Origin of the sequence: Hoeflea algicola, from assembly GCF_026619415.1 — a bacterium.
Lineage (GTDB): Bacteria > Pseudomonadota > Alphaproteobacteria > Rhizobiales > Rhizobiaceae > Hoeflea > Hoeflea algicola.
The window spans coordinates 2,775,879-2,791,389 of sequence record NZ_JAOVZR010000001.1 but is presented as its reverse complement, the minus strand read 5'-3'; the positions used below and the strand labels follow the sequence as shown (position 1 = coordinate 2,791,389).

Below are 15,511 nucleotides of genomic sequence, written 5' to 3'. Positions count from 1 at the left end.
GTGGCCCGAATGCGGCGCCGATCAACCGATCTGGCGTCCGATCTTGAGAAATTTCTCACGGCGGTCGGTGCGCACCTCGTCACCCGACAGACTTGCGAGTTCTTCGAGCGCTGCGAAAATCGTCTCGCCGGTGCGCGCAATGACGCTGTCGCGGTCGCGGTGCGCCCCGCCGACCGGTTCGGGGATGATGCCGTCAATGATGCCAAGGCCGCGCAAATCTTCCGCGGTAATCTTCATCGAGGTGGCAGCATCGCGGGCACGGGTGGAATCGCGCCACAGGATCGAAGCTGCGCCCTCGGGTGAGATAACCGAATAGATCGCGTGTTCAAGCATGTAGACGCGGTTGCCGGTGGCAATCGCGATGGCGCCACCGGAGCCGCCTTCGCCGATCACGATCGATACCAGCGGGACACGAAGGTTGAGACAGGTTTCGGTCGAGCGGGCGATGGCCTCGGCCTGGCCGCGTTCCTCGGCGCCAATGCCGGGATAGGCGCCAGCGGTGTCGACCAGGGTCACCACCGGGATGGCGAACCGGTCGGCAAGTTCCATCACGCGGATTGCCTTGCGGTATCCTTCGGGGCGGGCTGAGCCGAAATTGTGACGGATACGGGTCTTGGTATCATGGCCCTTTTCCTGGCCGATGACAGCCACAGGCTGGCCGCGGAACCGCGCAAAACCAGCCTGGATGGCAGGGTCCTCGGCGAATTTGCGGTCGCCGGCCAGCGGTGTGAAGTCCTCGAAAAGCGCCTTGGCGTAATCCTTGAAATGGGGTCGGTCGGGATGCCGGGCAACCTGGGTTTTCTGCCAGGGATTAAGCTTGCTGTAGATCTCGGCCATGGCGTCGCGCGCCCTGGTTTCCAGCCGCGTGATCTCGTCACCGGTGTCGATGCTCTCGTCCTCGGCGGCCAGCTTCCTCAACTCGAGGATCTTGCCATCCAGATCGGAGATGGATTTTTCGAAATCAAGGTAATTATGCATTGAGTTCTTTTCCGAGCGGGTATCCGCAATTTCGTTCGCTGCACACAGTCAAGCGCAGTTAAGTGCATCTGTCACGTAGTGATCGATATGTCGCGAGCGGGCTTAATCGCGATTCTTTGTGGCATTTGCAAGGGGGTGATGCTGATTGACGAGCTGCTTGAGCCGTTCATCGAGCACATGGGTGTAGATTTGGGTGGTTGAAATGTCGGCATGGCCCAGCAATTCCTGAACCGCACGCAGGTCGGCACCGCCGGCGAGAAGATGGCTTGCGAAAGCATGCCGCAGCACATGCGGAGATATTTTGGCGACAGGAAGGCCGGCGCGGGCGGCGGCATCCTTGAGCTCGCGGGCAAACACCTGCCGCGACAAATGGCCCTCGCTGGAATTGGCCGGAAACAGAAACCCCGATTGCTCTGCGGTCTCGCCGATCTGGGCCAGCCAGGTCTCGAGAGCGGCACGTGCCGGGCGCGACATCGGCACCATGCGCTCCTTGGCGCCCTTGCCGCGGACAATCAGAAACCGGCCACCATCGGCGAGCACCCGGTAGGGCAGGCCTACCAGTTCGCTTACCCGCATGCCGGTGGCGTATAGCAATTCCAGCAGGGCGCGAAAGCGAATGCGCTGCAGCCGTTCGGGATCATTCTGTGCCAGGGCAATGTCGGTCTCGGCCTGGCCAAGAAGCCGGGTGACTTCATCGATGCTGAGGATCTTTGGCAGAGATCGCGATTTGCGCGGGGAATCAACCACGCCGGTCGGGTCGTCTTCGCGCAGGCCTTCGGCGTGCAGGAACTTGTAGAACTGCCGCAGGGCGGAAAGCCGCCTCGCCTGAGAGGCAGGTGAGAAGCCACGGTTGGCGAGATCGCCGATGAAGGCCCGGATGTCAGCGGCCTGCGCACGCCCCAATGTGGTTCCCAGCCCGGCAAGCACCATGGAGGCGTCATCGAGATCGCGCCGATAGGCATCGAGCGTGTTGACTGCCGCGCCGCGCTCGGCGCTCATCATTTCGAGGAATGCTTCGGCATGGGCGGCGCTGAGATCGCGCATTGTGTGGGGTGGCCCCGGCTAGTTGTTGAGTCTGTCGGTGGGGACGCGGATGGTCACGTCACGCTCCACCGGTTCGACATAAATGATCAAGGCAAACATGGCGCCGTAAACAAGCCCGGCAAGCACGGCGCACAAGACTAGAAATCGAAACAGGGATGGCATGGAGACTCCGGCGAACTGATATCCACGCTGTTATGCGGCAGTGCGGCCGCCGTTTCAAGGCAATGTGGCAGGGGAGGCAAGCTTGACGCGCCGCCGGACATGGCCAATAGAAGGCCCGACCATGGACCAGAAGCCGGGGGAGCCAGGTGACGGAAGAGCAGACAAGCGCGCTGGAGCAGGATATCGCCAAGGCGCGGCGTGTGCTTGGCCGCCGCAATCTGGTATTTGTAGGCCTGATGGGCGCAGGCAAATCCGTCATTGGCAGGCTGGTTGCGCAGATGCTCGATATTCCCTTTGTCGATTCCGATCACGAGATCGAACGGGTATCGCGGATGACCATAGAGGAATTGTTCCAGACCTATGGCGAACCGGAATTCCGGGCACTGGAGGCGCGGGTGATCAAGCGGCTCTTGAAAAGCGGGCCGCGGGTTCTTTCCACCGGTGGCGGCGCCTTCATGAACGACGCCACACGGACCATGGTGCTGAGCAGCGGTCTGTCGGTATGGCTGAAGGCGGATCTGGAGATATTGTGGGCGCGGGTTTCCAAACGCGACACGCGGCCGTTGCTGAAGACGGCAAACCCGAAGCAGACTCTGTCGATTTTGCTCGATCAGCGCTATCCTGTCTATGCGCAGGCCCGGCTTACGGTACAGTCGCGGGACGAGCCCAAGGAAATCATCGCCGCTGAAGCCATTGCCGCCATCGCGCTGCTGGATTGCGGTCAGAACACGGTAGCAACGCCATGAACCAAACCACCCCCTCGCAAACTGTCCGCGTCGATCTGGCAGACCGCAGCTATGACATCGTCATCGGCTCCGGTCTGATTGCCGGCGCCGGCGCCGAGATTGCCGCGCGTGAGCCCGGCATACGTTGCGCGGTGGTGACGGACAGGAATTTGGCGGCGGTTCATCTCGATAGTCTGCTCGAAAGCCTTGCCGGCGCAGGCATTGATGCGGCACCGCTGGTGCTGGAGCCAGGCGAGAAAACCAAACGCTTCGAGGAATTGATCCATGTCTGCGATCACGTGCTCGGGGCGAAGCTCGAACGCGGCGACGCGGTGATCGCGCTTGGCGGCGGAGTGATTGGTGATCTGACAGGCTTTGCCGCCGGAATCGTCCGGCGCGGCATGAAATTTATCCAGATTCCGACCAGCCTGCTGGCCCAGGTGGATTCTGTCGGTGGGCGGCAAGACCGGGATCAATGCGAGCCAGGGCAAGAACCTTATCGGGGTGTTTCACCAACCCGACCTGGTGCTGGCCGACAGCGACGTGCTCGACACATTGCCAATTCGCGAGTTTCGCGCAGGCTATGCGGAAATGGCAAAATACGGCCTGATCGACCGGTCGGAATTCTTCGACTGGCTCGAAGCCAATTGGCGTGAGGTGTTCGCCGGTGGTCCTGCACGGATACGGGCGATCGCCACCAGCTGCCAGGCAAAGGCCGAGGTGGTTGCCGCCGATGAACGCGAACACGGCGCACGAGCGCTACTCAATCTCGGTCACACATTCGGCCACGCGCTGGAGGCTGCGACCGATTATGACGGCCGGCGACTGGTGCATGGCGAGGGGGTGGCGATCGGGATGGTGCTGGCGCATGAGTTCTCGGCCCGGATGAACCTCGCAAGCCCGGATGATGCGGCGCGGGTCGAGCACCATCTCAGAGAGGTTGGTCTGCCAACCCGAATGCAGGATATTGAAGGTTCGCTGCCGGCAACCGATATACTGATGAAACACATCGCGCAGGACAAGAAGGTCCAGCGCGGTGCGCTGACCTTCATCCTGACCCGCGGCATTGGCCAGTCCTTCATCGCCAATGATGTGCCGCAGGATGAGGTTTTTCGATTCTTGGAAGACAAGCGAGCATGATGATGCTGGAATATGCAGGCGAATTGCTGATTGAGCACGGGCTGACGATCCTGGCGATCATCGTGCTGATTGCCCTGTCGGGGTTTTTCTCCGGCTCGGAAACCGCGTTGACGGCGGCTTCGCGGGCGCGGATGCATTCGCTGGAAACCAGCGGCGAGGTTCGTGCGGCCACGGTAAATGGGCTGATCGAACGCAAGGATCGGCTGATCGGGGCCCTGTTGATCGGCAACAATCTGGTCAACATCCTGGCTTCGGCGCTGGCCACCAGCGTGCTGCTGTCGATATTCGGCGATTCCGGTGTTGCCGTGGCGACGCTGACGATGACGCTGCTTTTGGTGATTTTTGCCGAGGTGCTGCCCAAGAGTTGGGCGATCTCGCGCCCTGACCGGTTCGCCATGGCGGTTGCGCCGATGGTCAAGGCCTTTGTCGTGGTGGTCGGTCCGATGTCGAGTTTCGTCAACTGGATCGTCCGCCACATCATGTCGCTATTCGGCGTCACCTTCGCCTCGGAAACCTCGATGCTGTCGGCGCACGAAGAAATTCGCGGCGCTGTCGACCTGCTGCATCGCGAGGGGGCAGTGGTCAAGGCCGACCGGGACCGCCTCGGCGGGGTGCTCGACCTGGGTGAGCTTGAAGTTTCCGATGTGATGATTCACCGCACCTCGATGCGCATGCTCAACGCTGACGAACCCCCGGAAGTCAATGTTCGGGCGGTGCTGGAAAGCTCCTACACGCGGATGCCGATCTGGCGCGGGTCGATGGACAACATCATCGGCATCGTCCACGCCAAGGATGTGCTGCGGGCGCTGGCGGACGCCTCCAATGATCCGCAGCGGATCGATATCGTCAAAATCGCGCAAAAGCCGTGGTTCGTACCCGATACCACCAGCGTGCCGGATCAGCTCAACGCCTTTCTCCGCCGCAAGGCGCATTTCGCCATCGTCGTTGATGAATATGGCGAGGTCGAAGGCCTGGTGACGCTTGAGGATATTCTGGAAGAGATCGTCGGCGAGATTGCCGATGAGCATGATACCGAAGTGCAGGGTGTTCACCAGGAGGCTGACGGATCGGTTGTGGTAGATGGCTCGGTGCCAATTCGCGATATCAACCGGGCGCTTGACTGGTCGCTGCCCGATGACGAGGCCACCACGGTGGCCGGATTGGTGATTCACGAATCCCAGACGATCCCGGAGGAAAAACAGGCATTCACCTTTCACGGCAAGCGGTTCATTGTCATGAAACGTGACCGCAACCGGATCACCAGGCTGCGAATCAAACCAGCCGACAAGCTTTAAGGATGCGCGGTGCCGATGCCGGCAGCGCGGCAACGGCTACCAGCGGGTCGTTTCGCCGGGGGATGAAGCTTCGATGGCCATGGCATGCAGGCCGCTTTCAAGCTCGTCCTTGAGTGCCGCGTTGACCGCGCGGTGGCGATCGATGCGGCTGGCCCCGGCAAAGGCTGCGGCGACGATGCGAATCCGGAAATGGGTTTCGCCGGCGCCGTCAAAGGTTGCGTCGCCCTCGCTGTCGGTGTTGTGATGGCCGGCGTGCAAATGGCTTTCGTTGACCACCGAAAGTCGCTCAGGTTGAAAGTGTTCTGTCAGCCTTGTTTCGATGCGGCTCTGTCGGGACATGGTGTCGCTCCTGGCGGTTGAACCGGTCATAAAATCAGTTCGTGTTGATTTGCGAGGTGGCATTCGGGATCAAGACGGGGTACGCAGCTTGAATCATCCTTGTCAATCCTTGTTCGTTAACGTTCAGAGCAGCATAATCGAGGCCATGGAATTGGATTCGAAATATTTTGACCGTATCCGGGTGCGTCGCCGCGGCGAGCGCCCAGCCGAACCCAGCACGCCACAGTGCCAATGGGATGGATGCGAAAAGCCGGGCGCCCACCGCGCACCGGTCGGCCGTGACGCCGAGGGGCAGTACTTCATGTTCTGCTTCGAGCACGCGCGTGACTACAACAAAGGCTACAACTATTTTTCGGGCCTCTCCGATGGAGAGATCGCGCGCTATCAAAAAGAAGCGCTGACCGGTCACCGGCCAACCTGGAAAATGGGTGTGGACCGCTCGGCAGGAAGTGGGCCGACACAATCGACCGCCCGCTCCGGGTCGGCCGGCGCCCAAGCCCGGATGAAGGACCCGTTTGGGTTCTTCAACGACCCCAAGGCCAACAAGCCGGTGCGGGCGCGCAAGATCAAGGCGCTGGAGTCCAAGGCGTTCGAAACGCTCGGATTGGCCGCAAACGCAAAGACGGCGGAGATCAAGGCGCGCTACAAGGATCTGGTGAAGCAGCACCACCCCGACGCCAATGGCGGCGACAGGGGCTCGGAGGACCGTTTCCGCGAGGTCATCCAGGCCTACCAATTGTTAAAGCAGTCCGGTTTCTGCTAAGCGATAAACTACTGAGTCCGGCGGTTGTGCGGGACCCGACATGAGAGACGGCCTGTGGGCTTAACACGCCGGGCCTTGGAGACATGATGAGCAAGATCGACCTCGACATTACCAACTTGCCCGACACCACCGTGAAGGTGGGGGACGTATTCGGCATCGATTCGGATCTGGTGGTCCCCGCCTACAAGGAACGGGACGCCTATGTGCCGGACCTGGATGAGGATTACCTGTTCGACCGTGACACCACGCTGGCGATCCTGGCGGGCTTTGCCCACAATCGCCGGGTGATGGTTTCAGGCTATCACGGCACCGGCAAGTCGACCCATATCGAACAGGTCGCGGCACGGCTCAATTGGCCGTGCGTGCGCGTCAACCTCGACAGTCATGTCAGCCGTATCGATCTTGTCGGCAAGGATGCGATCGTCGTGCGCGACGGGCTTCAGATTACCGAATTCAAGGACGGCATCCTGCCCTGGGCCTATCAGCACAATGTCGCACTGGTGTTTGACGAGTACGATGCCGGTCGTCCGGACGTGATGTTCGTGATCCAGCGGGTGCTCGAATCTTCCGGCCGCCTGACATTGCTCGACCAGAGCCGTGTCATCAGGCCGCACCCGGCATTCCGGCTGTTTGCGACCGCCAACACGGTTGGCCTGGGCGACACCACCGGGCTGTATCACGGTACCCAGCAGATCAACCAGGCGCAGATGGACCGTTGGTCGATCGTCACCACGCTGAACTATCTGCCGCATGACCAGGAAGTCGCCATTGTCGCTTCCAAGGTCAAGAAATTCGCCGAAGGCGAAGGCCGCGACACGATTTCGCGGATGGTTCGGGTGGCCGACATGACCCGTTCGTCCTTCATCAATGGCGATTTGTCGACGGTGATGAGCCCGCGTACGGTGATAACCTGGGCGGAAAACGCCGAGATCTTTGGCGATGTGGCGTTTGCTTTCCGGCTGACCTTCCTCAACAAATGCGATGAACTGGAGCGGGCGCTGGTGGCTGAACATTACCAGCGTGCCTTTGGTGTCGAGTTGAAGGAAAGCGCCGCCAATATTGTTCTCAGTGCAACCGCCTGACGGGTTTCGCCATGGCCGGACGCGGCGACAACATCAGATCAAAACCCACAGGCGTGGTTGACGCCGAACCGTTCAAGCAAGCACTGACCGGCTGTATCCGGGCGATCGCAGGCGACAACGAGCTTGAGGTCACGTTTGGCAATGACCGGCCGGGCCTTGCGGGCGATCGGGCGCGGCTGCCTGATCTGCCGAAACGGCCGACCCTGCATGATTTTGCGGTAACCCGCGGCGTGGGCGATTCAATTGCGCTGCGCAAGGCCTGCCATGACGACGCCGTGCACAATCGCATGGCGCCGGAGGGGCCGGATGCGCGTGCCGTCTATGACGCGGTCGAACAGGCGCGGGTCGAGGCAATCGGCGCCCGGCAGATGACCGGCATCGGCGACAACATCACCTCGATGCTCGAAGACAAATACCAGCGCGCCAATTACAGCGGCATCACCAACCGCGAGGATGCGCCGCTGCAAGAGGCGTTGGCGCTGATGGTGCGCGAAAAACTGACCGGACGGGCGCCGCCCGAGGCTTCCGGCCAGGTTGTCGAGCTGTGGCGCGACTTCGTCGAGGGCAAGGCCGGCGATATTCTGCAATCGCTGGAAAGCTCGGTCGATAACCAGCAAGCTTTCGCCCGGGTGATCCGCGAGATGCTGTCGGCCATGGAGATGGCCGAGGATTACGGCGATGACGACAACGAGCAGGACGAACTGGACGATGTTTCCGACGACGACCAGCCGAGCAGCGACGAGCAGAACGAGCAGTCTTCCGAGGAAGAGGCCGGATCGGACGCCGCCCCCGCTGAAGAAAGCGAATCATCGGAAGAGCAGATGGACGCCGGCGAAATGGACGGCGCGGAAGTCGGTGACGACGATACGATCGACGACAGCGACGAGGATGCCGACACGCCGGGCGAAACCCGCAAGCCGGGCGATCAGTTTTCCGATCTCAACGAGAAGATCGACTACAAGGTGTTCACCACCGAATTTGACGAGGAGATCCTTGCGCAGGAATTGTGCGAGGAGGCCGAACTGGACCGGCTGCGCGCGTTTCTCGACAAGCAGCTGGCGCATCTGCAGGGCGTGGTCGGGCGGCTTGCCAACCGGTTGCAGCGGCGGTTGATGGCGCAGCAGAACCGGGCCTGGGATTTCGATCTCGAGGAAGGCTATCTCGACCCGGCGCGACTGACGCGGATGATCATCGACCCGATGCAGCCCCTGTCGTTCAAGATGGAGCGCGACACCAGCTTCCGCGATACCGTCGTCACCCTGCTGATTGACAATTCAGGCTCGATGCGTGGCCGGCCGATCACCGTGGCTGCCACCTGCGCCGATATTCTGGCACGGACGCTGGAACGCTGCGGCGTCAAGGTGGAGCTGCTGGGCTTTACCACCAAGGCCTGGAAGGGCGGACAGAGCCGCGAGAAATGGCTGACTGGCGGCAAGCAACCGACGCCGGGCCGGCTCAATGATTTGCGCCACATCATCTACAAGTCGGCGGACGCACCCTGGCGGCGCGCCCGGCGCAATCTCGGGCTGATGATGCGTGAGGGCCTGCTCAAGGAAAACATCGACGGCGAGGCCCTGATCTGGGCGCATTCGCGACTGCTCAAGCGGCCCGAGCAGCGGCGCATCCTGATGATGATCTCGGATGGCGCACCGGTTGATGATTCGACCCTGTCGGTCAATCCGGGCAATTATCTCGAGCGGCACCTGCGCGCCGTCATCGAGGAAATCGAAACCCGCTCTCCGGTGGAACTGCTGGCGATCGGCATTGGCCATGACGTAACCCGCTACTACCGCCGTGCCGTCACCATCGTCGATGCCGAAGAGCTGGCCGGCGCCATGACAGAGCAACTGGCAGCACTGTTTGCCGATGAAGGCGGGGATCCGAAAGCCCGTCGCGGCCGCAAACGGGCGTGAGCAAAACCGGCTCGATGATGCGGTTTTCTGCTGCGGCAGGTGCGCTGGCCGTGATCGTTGCTTTGCTGTCTCCGCTGGTTCGCGCCGATGAGAGTGCGATTGATATCCGCTCGCGGTTGATCGAGACCTTCAAGGTCGGATCCGACCAGACCCGCTTTGGGGATTTCGAATTTGTCGGCGGGCTTGAGCTGAGCTCATCCAATTCAGCGCTTGGAGCGATGTCGGCCATTCGCCTGTCCGCCGATAGGCAACGCTTTCTCGGAGTGATGGACACCGGTTTCTGGTATGCCGGGCGACTCGATCGCGATGAGCAGAACCGGATGGTCGGGGTTCGCGATTTCAAAGTATCGCCAATTCTGGGTTTGGATGGTCAGCCTTCACGGGAAAAGTGGCGGTTCGATGCCGAAGGCATGGTGCTGCGCGGCGATGAGGTGCTGGTCAGTTTCGAGCGGCTTCACCGGGTGGATATCTATCCCGCCAATGCGCCGGGCAACGCCAAGCCGACCGGTTCGTTGCCGCTGCAGATCCCGCTTTCCGAGTTTCGCGGCAACCGTGGCCTGGAAGCGGTGATGGTGGCGCCCGATAGTTCATCCCTCGCCGGCGCGGTTGTCGCCGTATCGGAGATGAGTCTCGATACCAACGGCAATATTTTCGCGGCGATCCTGACCGGACCGTCGAAAGGCGTATTCCACGTCAAGCGTGATCCACCCTACAACGTCACCGATGGTGATTTCCTGCCCAATGGCGACCTGTTGCTGCTGGAACGCCGGTTTTCGATCGCCGAAGGGGTCGGCATGCGGATCCGTCGGATCGACGGCAGCCGGATTGGTGTTGGCAATCTGGTTGATGGCGAAGTCGTTCTGGAAACCGATTACGGCTACCAGATCGACAATATGGAAGGGTTGGACGTGACCACGGACGATCAGGGCCAGGTGTTTGTCACGCTGGTCTCGGATGACAATCATTCGATCCTGCAGCGCAACCTGCTGCTTGAATTCCGCTATCTGGGCGACGAGAAGTAAACTTTCCTGAATGCCTTCTTTGACAGCTCCGGGCTTTGCTCGAAATCAGGTGCGGGGCTGCGGCGCCAGAACCGGTATTAGCGCGCCATAAGGCGCCAGCATGGCAAGGCCTACCAGCAGCTTGACCGAGAGGTCACCCAGCGCCCAGGACAGCCAGCGTGGTGCCTCCAGGGCGAAAAGACCGAGCAGGGGCGCTGCCTCGCTGGCAAAGCTGTCGCCGGGGCCGATCACGATGGCTGCTTGCGAAAAGGCAAGGCTGAAGAACACCAGCGTATCCAGGCTTGAACCGATGATGGTCGAGACCAGCGGCGGCAGCCACCAGACCTTGTTGCGCAGACGATCGAAGATTGCGACATCAAGCAACTGCGCCATCAGGAAGGCTGTGCCGGAGGCGACGGCGATCCGCGGCGTGGCGAGCCAGATCGACAGAACGACGGCGATCACGAAGCCGCAGAATACCACCATGCGCGCGGCGCTGGCGCCAAACCGACGATTGGCGAGGTCGGTCACCAGAAACGCCACCGGGTAGGTGAACGCGCCCCAGGTCAGAAGATCGGCGAGGTTGAGAGCGCCAAGCGTCAGGTCAACCGGGAACTGCACGAGGAAGTTCGAAGCAACGACAACGGCGGCCATGACGGCCATGAACGGCAATACAGAAGGGAAATAGCGCATTTTTTTATCCTGGGTTGATGCCACCAGTTAAACGGAAGAAGGCGGGCCCAAGCCCGCCATCATGATGAGTAAGAACCGCGCCGTGATTAGGCGGCGGCGCTTTCGTCAAGCTTCTTGGCGATCTGGCGCTTGAGCAGACGTGCGCGCATCGACAGTTCGCCATCCTTGGCCTTGGTCAGGAATGCGTCGAGGCCGCCACGATGTTCAACCGTGCGCAAGGCATAAGCCGTAATACGCAGGCGGAACCGCTGGCCGAGAGCATCGGAAATCAGCGTAACGTTGCACAGGTTGGGCAGAAACCGGCGACGGGTCCTGTTATTGGCGTGGCTGACATTGTTTCCAGACTGGACGGCCTTGCCGGTCAATTCGCAGCTGCGGGACATCTTGCACCTATTATCTCTTCGCCAGCGGACGGGCTGAGCCACATCGAGGGCTCACCCAAAGGACCACAGGCCTTTATTGGAAAGTCGCGTGTCTATAATCAGCCACGCGAGCCGCGTCAAGTCGGGATGGCGGATAAACGGGCAGAACAGCGCGTCTGTAGCCGTATCTCTCAATTTATATCGCCGCAGGCATCGAAATGCCGCATTGTACGTTGAGCTATCTGCAATAACAGGATCGGCGGCGACCGTCGAGCCGGAGGCTTTGAGAGGTGCGCATGACCCGACTTCGTGGTGTATTCTGCATCGGAATGCTTGCGCTGGCGCCTTATATGGCGCTGCAGCCAACAGCGATCGCCGAGCCGGTTCAGGTCTTCACCGACTATTCGGTATCGCTGATCGGCCTGCCGGTGGCCTATCTGAGCTTCAAGACCGAGATTGATGGCGCTTCCTACCAGATTTCGGGCAGCCTGCGCACGTCGGCGCTTTCCGATATCGTCAGCAAGACCCGTGGCAATGCCAGCGTCTCGGGCAGGTTCGGCAAGGATCGGTTGCGGGCGTCGCGTTTCTCGGTGGCCTATTCGACCGATGCCAAGGACCACCGGACCGAGGTCCGGTTCAACAATGGCAATGTCAGTTCGGCGACCAGTACGCCCAAGCGCAAGCGGACGGCTGCCGACTGGGTGCCGGTCAGCGCGGACGACATGCGCGCGGTGCTTGATCCGCTATCGGGCCTGGTGTTTCCAGCGGGCGCCCGGGTGTGCCCCAGCAGTCTGCCGATTTTTGACGGCGAGTCGCGGGTGACGTTACATCTTGCAGAAAAAGGGGTGCGGCCGTTCCGGACGAAGGGATTTGTGGGTGACGCCATCGTCTGCGCGGTCCGGTTCGAGCCGAAAGCCGGATACCGGAAAGGCTCCTCGACGATCCGGTATCTGCAAAAGCTCACGAGCATGGAAGTGTGGTTCGCCAAGCATGAGGAGGGCGGGTTCTATGCCCCGGTCTACGCCAAGGTGCCGACCAAGATTGGCCAGGTGGTGGTTGCGGCAACCCGGTTTGGCGGCTAAAGGCCCAAGGGTGCGTACGCGCACTTGAAGGGGACTGAGCATGCATAAACTTCCCACGCTTGTCGGTTTTTCGGCGATCATCATGTGGTCTTCCCTGGCGGTGCTGACGGCGGCCTCGGGCACGATGCCGCCATTCCAGCTGTCTGCAATCTGTTTTGCCATCGGATCGGTGATCGGTGTTTCGGCAATGCTGAGGCAGCCATCGCGATTTCGGGCATTGCGGCAGCCGGCCAAGGTCTGGGCGCTGGGGCTGTTTGGCCTGTTCGGCTATCATTTTCTCTATTTCACCGCGCTCAGGAACGCCCCGGCGGTCGAGGCCGGCCTGATTGCCTATGTCTGGCCGCTGCTGATCGTCGTCGGCTCGGCGCTGCTGCCGGGCGAGCGGCTCGGCTGGCACCGTGTTGCTGGCGCGCTTCTGGGACTGTCGGGAACGGCGCTGATCCTGTTGCAGGGTGCGGATGGCGGGTTTGGCGGTGGTAGCCTGATCGGCTACGGCGCGGCGGTGCTCGCGGCACTCACATGGTCGAGCTATTCGTTGCTGTCGCGGCGTTTTGGCTCCACGCCTACGGATGTGATCACCGGGTTCTGCATGATTTCGGCGGTGGCGTCGCTTCTGTTCCATCTGCTGATGGAGACCACGGTCTGGCCCGATAACACTGGGCAATGGTTCGCCGTCATCGGTCTCGGGCTGGGGCCGGTGGGGCTGGCGTTCTACGCTTGGGATTATGGTGTGAAGAACGGCAATATCCAGTTTCTGGGCGTGGCCAGTTATGCGGCGCCTTTGCTGTCGACGCTGATTCTGATCGGCTTCGGCTATGGTGAGGCGACGCTCACAATTGCGGTGGCGGCGATGCTTATTACCGGCGGTGCCTTTCTGGCAGCCAAGGATCTGTTGAAGCGGAAAAAGCGAAAATGAGCGCTTTCTTCGAGAACCATAATGGTGTCGTCCTTGCCTGCTTGCTGATTTCGCTGGTGGGTTTTGTGATCTATTTACTGATGCTTCAACGGCCGACGTCGCTGATGCGAACTCTGGCCAAGACCGCAGCCGTTGCAGCCCTGTCGGTGATGGCTTTGGCCGTCGGCGGGCCGCTGCTGCTGATCTTCGCGCTGGCGCTCTCGGCGCTTGGCGACGCGTTTCTGGCACATGAGGGCGAGGCGGCGTTTCTCGGCGGGCTCGGCAGCTTCCTGCTGGCTCATATTTTCTATGCGGTGCTGTTCATATCGTCGGGGCCCGGTTTCAGTCTTGATGTGCTGCCTGGTCTGGCCGCGGTTGTGGTCTTTGCGCTGGTCGTCGGTTTCGTGATGGTGCGCGGGGCAGGGCCGCTGGCGTTGCCGGTGGCAGCCTATGCGCTGGCGATTGCCAGCATGGGACTTGGCGGCGTGACGCTTGGCGGGCAGGTGCTGGCGGGCGTGGTGTTGTTCATGGCTTCGGACGCGATTCTGGGCACGGAAAAATTCCTGATGACAAAAGACAGTCCAGCCCGGCGCGCCAGCAGCATTGCTGTCTGGGTGCTCTATTATTCAGGACAGGTGCTGATTACCCGCGGCCTTCTGGTTTGAGCGGTGCTCCGTCATAGGGTGAAGGCCGCCAGTCGGGCGCGGCCATCTCGAAACTGGAAAATTCAAAACCCGGCGCCACGGTGCAGCCAACCAGGGTCCATGCGCCCAGAGATGCGGCAGTTTGCCAACATCCGGCAGGAACCACCAGTTGCGGCCGCTCGCCTGCGGCCAGGTTCATTCCCAGGCGATGGGATTGGGCGTTGCATCCGTCGGGAGACAGGGTCAGCGCCAGCGGTCCGCCACCATGCCAGTGCCAGATTTCGGTGGCGTCGGTAACGCGGTGCCAATGGGAGCAGTCGCCGCCTTCGAGCAGATAGTAGATAGCGGTCGAATGGCCGCGCGGGCCACCCTCGGTGTCTCGAAAGGTTTCACGGTACCAGCCACCCTCGGGATGTTCCTTCATATCCAGCAGGGCGATGATGTCGCGCGCAGTGAGTGCCGGATCCATTCTCAAAAACCATCCTTGCGCCGACGCAGCTCGGCAAACACCGCGACATCGCTGGCGGTTTCCATGCCGAGCTGTTTGCGGATGCCGGCATCGCTGGTGCGCATGAATGGATTGGTGCGTTTTTCATAGCCGATAGTGGTGGGCAAGGTTGGCAGACCCTTGGCACGCAAATCGACGATATCCTTCATGCGGTCTGCCAGTTCCTGGTTGTCGGGGTCGACGGTGACGGCGAAATTGGCATTGGACTGTGTGTATTCGTGGCCGCAATAGACTCGGGTCTCGTCAGGGAGTTCCCCGAGCCGGGAGAGGGAGCCGAACATATCTCCCGGCGACCCTTCGAAAAGTCGACCGCAGCCGAGTGCGAACAGGGTATCGCCGGCAAACAGCAATCCCTCATCGGGAATATAAAAACAGATATGACCTGCGGTATGGCCCGGTGTCGAGATGGCTTTCACGGTCCGGCCGGCAAACTTGAAGGTGTCGCCATCGCCAACTGTCTGGGTTAGTCCGGAAATCGTTTCCGCCTCGGCTTTCGGACCGATGATCCTTGGCGAATAGGGAAGAGCAAGGGCTGGGATGCCTTCGACATGATCGGCGTGGTGGTGGGTAATGAACAGGTCCGTCAGCGCCCAACCACTTTGCCTGAGGCGGTTGGTAATTATGGCCCCGTCGGGCGCATCGATGCTCGCCGTGTCGCCGGTGAGTGGATCGTGCAGGATTATCCCGAAATTATCGCTCCGGCAGGTGAATTGTTCGATCATCAAGCTGCTCACCGCACTCTCCTTCGACGTTGGAATCAGTTCTCAAATCATAACGGCAGCTGCCTGATCCGTCACCTTAGCGGTATGTCTCGGTTCCTTCCTGCGGGATACAGGATGATTTTACTGGCAATTGCGCCATGTTGAGGGTGTAAAGTCATTGCAA

At 60.9% G+C, this 15,511-nt stretch carries 17 protein-coding genes and 1 pseudogene; 10 read left to right on the top strand and 8 right to left on the bottom strand.

Features of this window, described 5'->3' with window-relative positions; translation table 11 throughout:
* Positions 1 to 21: 21 nt before the first annotated feature.
* From OEG84_RS13705 to OEG84_RS13695, 3 genes are all read right to left on the bottom strand, one after another.
* Positions 22 to 978 (bottom strand): acetyl-CoA carboxylase carboxyltransferase subunit alpha, encoded by a 957-nt coding sequence (locus tag OEG84_RS13705; protein ID WP_267654260.1) that lies wholly within the window; start codon positions 976 to 978, stop codon positions 22 to 24.
* A gap of 102 nt (positions 979 to 1,080) precedes the next feature.
* Positions 1,081 to 2,022: a site-specific tyrosine recombinase XerD gene (locus OEG84_RS13700; RefSeq protein ID WP_267654259.1), complete on the bottom strand. Its 942-nt coding sequence runs from the start codon at positions 2,020 to 2,022 to the stop codon at positions 1,081 to 1,083.
* Between the two features lie 18 nt (positions 2,023 to 2,040).
* Positions 2,041 to 2,184, bottom strand: coding sequence for a histidine kinase (locus OEG84_RS13695; protein ID WP_267654258.1), 144 nt, complete (start codon positions 2,182 to 2,184; stop codon positions 2,041 to 2,043).
* 146 nt (positions 2,185 to 2,330) lie between these two features.
* Here OEG84_RS13695 and OEG84_RS13690 point away from each other — a divergent pair, with 146 nt between their 5' ends.
* The 3 genes and pseudogenes from OEG84_RS13690 to OEG84_RS13680 all read left to right on the top strand — a co-directional run bounded on the left by OEG84_RS13690 (position 2,331) and on the right by OEG84_RS13680 (position 5,344).
* On the top strand, positions 2,331 to 2,930 hold the full coding sequence (locus OEG84_RS13690) for a shikimate kinase (RefSeq protein WP_267654257.1): 600 nt from the start codon (positions 2,331 to 2,333) through the stop codon (positions 2,928 to 2,930).
* Positions 2,927 to 4,049 (top strand): annotated as a pseudogene (aroB, locus tag OEG84_RS13685) (3-dehydroquinate synthase). Before OEG84_RS13690 ends, aroB begins: the two are co-directional and overlap by 4 nt.
* The gene (locus OEG84_RS13680) at positions 4,046 to 5,344 is read left to right on the top strand and encodes an HlyC/CorC family transporter (protein WP_267654256.1); all 1,299 of its coding nucleotides are present in this window, start codon (positions 4,046 to 4,048) and stop codon (positions 5,342 to 5,344) included. The pseudogene aroB and the gene OEG84_RS13680 overlap by 4 nt, the downstream one beginning before the upstream one ends.
* A gap of 36 nt (positions 5,345 to 5,380) precedes the next feature.
* Here the strand turns inward: OEG84_RS13680 and OEG84_RS13675 are convergent, their stop codons facing one another.
* Positions 5,381 to 5,683, bottom strand: coding sequence for a BolA family protein (locus tag OEG84_RS13675; protein WP_267654255.1), 303 nt, complete (start codon positions 5,681 to 5,683; stop codon positions 5,381 to 5,383).
* 136 nt (positions 5,684 to 5,819) lie between these two features.
* On the opposite strand from OEG84_RS13675, the gene OEG84_RS13670 reads away from it, so the two are divergent.
* The 4 genes from OEG84_RS13670 (at position 5,820) to OEG84_RS13655 (ending at position 10,463) form a co-directional block, all read left to right on the top strand.
* Positions 5,820 to 6,446, top strand: coding sequence for a J domain-containing protein (locus OEG84_RS13670; RefSeq protein ID WP_267656185.1), 627 nt, complete (start codon positions 5,820 to 5,822; stop codon positions 6,444 to 6,446).
* Positions 6,447 to 6,532: 86 nt separating this feature from the next.
* Positions 6,533 to 7,528: a cobaltochelatase subunit CobS gene (gene cobS / locus OEG84_RS13665; protein WP_267654254.1), complete on the top strand. Its 996-nt coding sequence runs from the start codon at positions 6,533 to 6,535 to the stop codon at positions 7,526 to 7,528.
* Positions 7,529 to 7,539: 11 nt separating this feature from the next.
* On the top strand, positions 7,540 to 9,441 hold the full coding sequence (gene cobT / locus OEG84_RS13660; protein ID WP_267654253.1) for a cobaltochelatase subunit CobT: 1,902 nt from the start codon (positions 7,540 to 7,542) through the stop codon (positions 9,439 to 9,441).
* 14 nt (positions 9,442 to 9,455) lie between these two features.
* Entirely contained in the window at positions 9,456 to 10,463 is a 1,008-nt protein-coding gene (locus tag OEG84_RS13655; protein WP_425602914.1) for an esterase-like activity of phytase family protein, read from the top strand.
* Positions 10,464 to 10,508: 45 nt separating this feature from the next.
* Here the strand turns inward: OEG84_RS13655 and OEG84_RS13650 are convergent, their stop codons facing one another.
* Together OEG84_RS13650 and rpmB are read right to left on the bottom strand one after the other, a co-directional pair.
* Positions 10,509 to 11,135, bottom strand: a complete 627-nt coding sequence (locus OEG84_RS13650) for a queuosine precursor transporter (protein WP_267654251.1) — start codon at positions 11,133 to 11,135, stop codon at positions 10,509 to 10,511.
* Positions 11,136 to 11,221: 86 nt separating this feature from the next.
* Positions 11,222 to 11,518 carry a 50S ribosomal protein L28 gene (gene rpmB, locus OEG84_RS13645; RefSeq protein ID WP_267654250.1) on the bottom strand — a complete coding sequence of 99 codons (297 nt, stop codon included), beginning with the start codon at positions 11,516 to 11,518 and terminating at the stop codon, positions 11,222 to 11,224.
* Between the two features lie 275 nt (positions 11,519 to 11,793).
* On the opposite strand from rpmB, the gene OEG84_RS13640 reads away from it, so the two are divergent.
* Genes OEG84_RS13640 through OEG84_RS13630 form a run of 3 tightly spaced genes read left to right on the top strand, consistent with a single transcriptional unit; the run spans position 11,794 to position 14,139 of the window.
* Entirely contained in the window at positions 11,794 to 12,579 is a 786-nt protein-coding gene (locus OEG84_RS13640; RefSeq protein ID WP_267654249.1) for a DUF3108 domain-containing protein, read from the top strand.
* Between the two features lie 40 nt (positions 12,580 to 12,619).
* The gene (gene yddG, locus OEG84_RS13635) at positions 12,620 to 13,495 is read left to right on the top strand and encodes an aromatic amino acid exporter YddG (RefSeq protein ID WP_267654248.1); all 876 of its coding nucleotides are present in this window, start codon (positions 12,620 to 12,622) and stop codon (positions 13,493 to 13,495) included.
* A complete protein-coding gene (locus OEG84_RS13630; protein ID WP_267654247.1) occupies positions 13,492 to 14,139 on the top strand; it encodes a lysoplasmalogenase in 648 nt (215 codons plus the stop codon). Before yddG ends, OEG84_RS13630 begins: the two co-directional genes overlap by 4 nt.
* On the opposite strand, the gene OEG84_RS13625 is transcribed toward OEG84_RS13630, so the two are convergent.
* On the bottom strand, positions 14,117 to 14,587 hold the full coding sequence (locus OEG84_RS13625; RefSeq protein WP_267654246.1) for a cupin domain-containing protein: 471 nt from the start codon (positions 14,585 to 14,587) through the stop codon (positions 14,117 to 14,119). The two genes, OEG84_RS13630 and OEG84_RS13625, sit on opposite strands and share 23 nt — an antisense overlap.
* A 2-nt stretch (positions 14,588 to 14,589) precedes the next feature.
* Positions 14,590 to 15,360: a hydroxyacylglutathione hydrolase gene (gene gloB / locus OEG84_RS13620; protein WP_267654245.1), complete on the bottom strand. Its 771-nt coding sequence runs from the start codon at positions 15,358 to 15,360 to the stop codon at positions 14,590 to 14,592.
* Positions 15,361 to 15,511 lie beyond the last annotated feature (151 nt).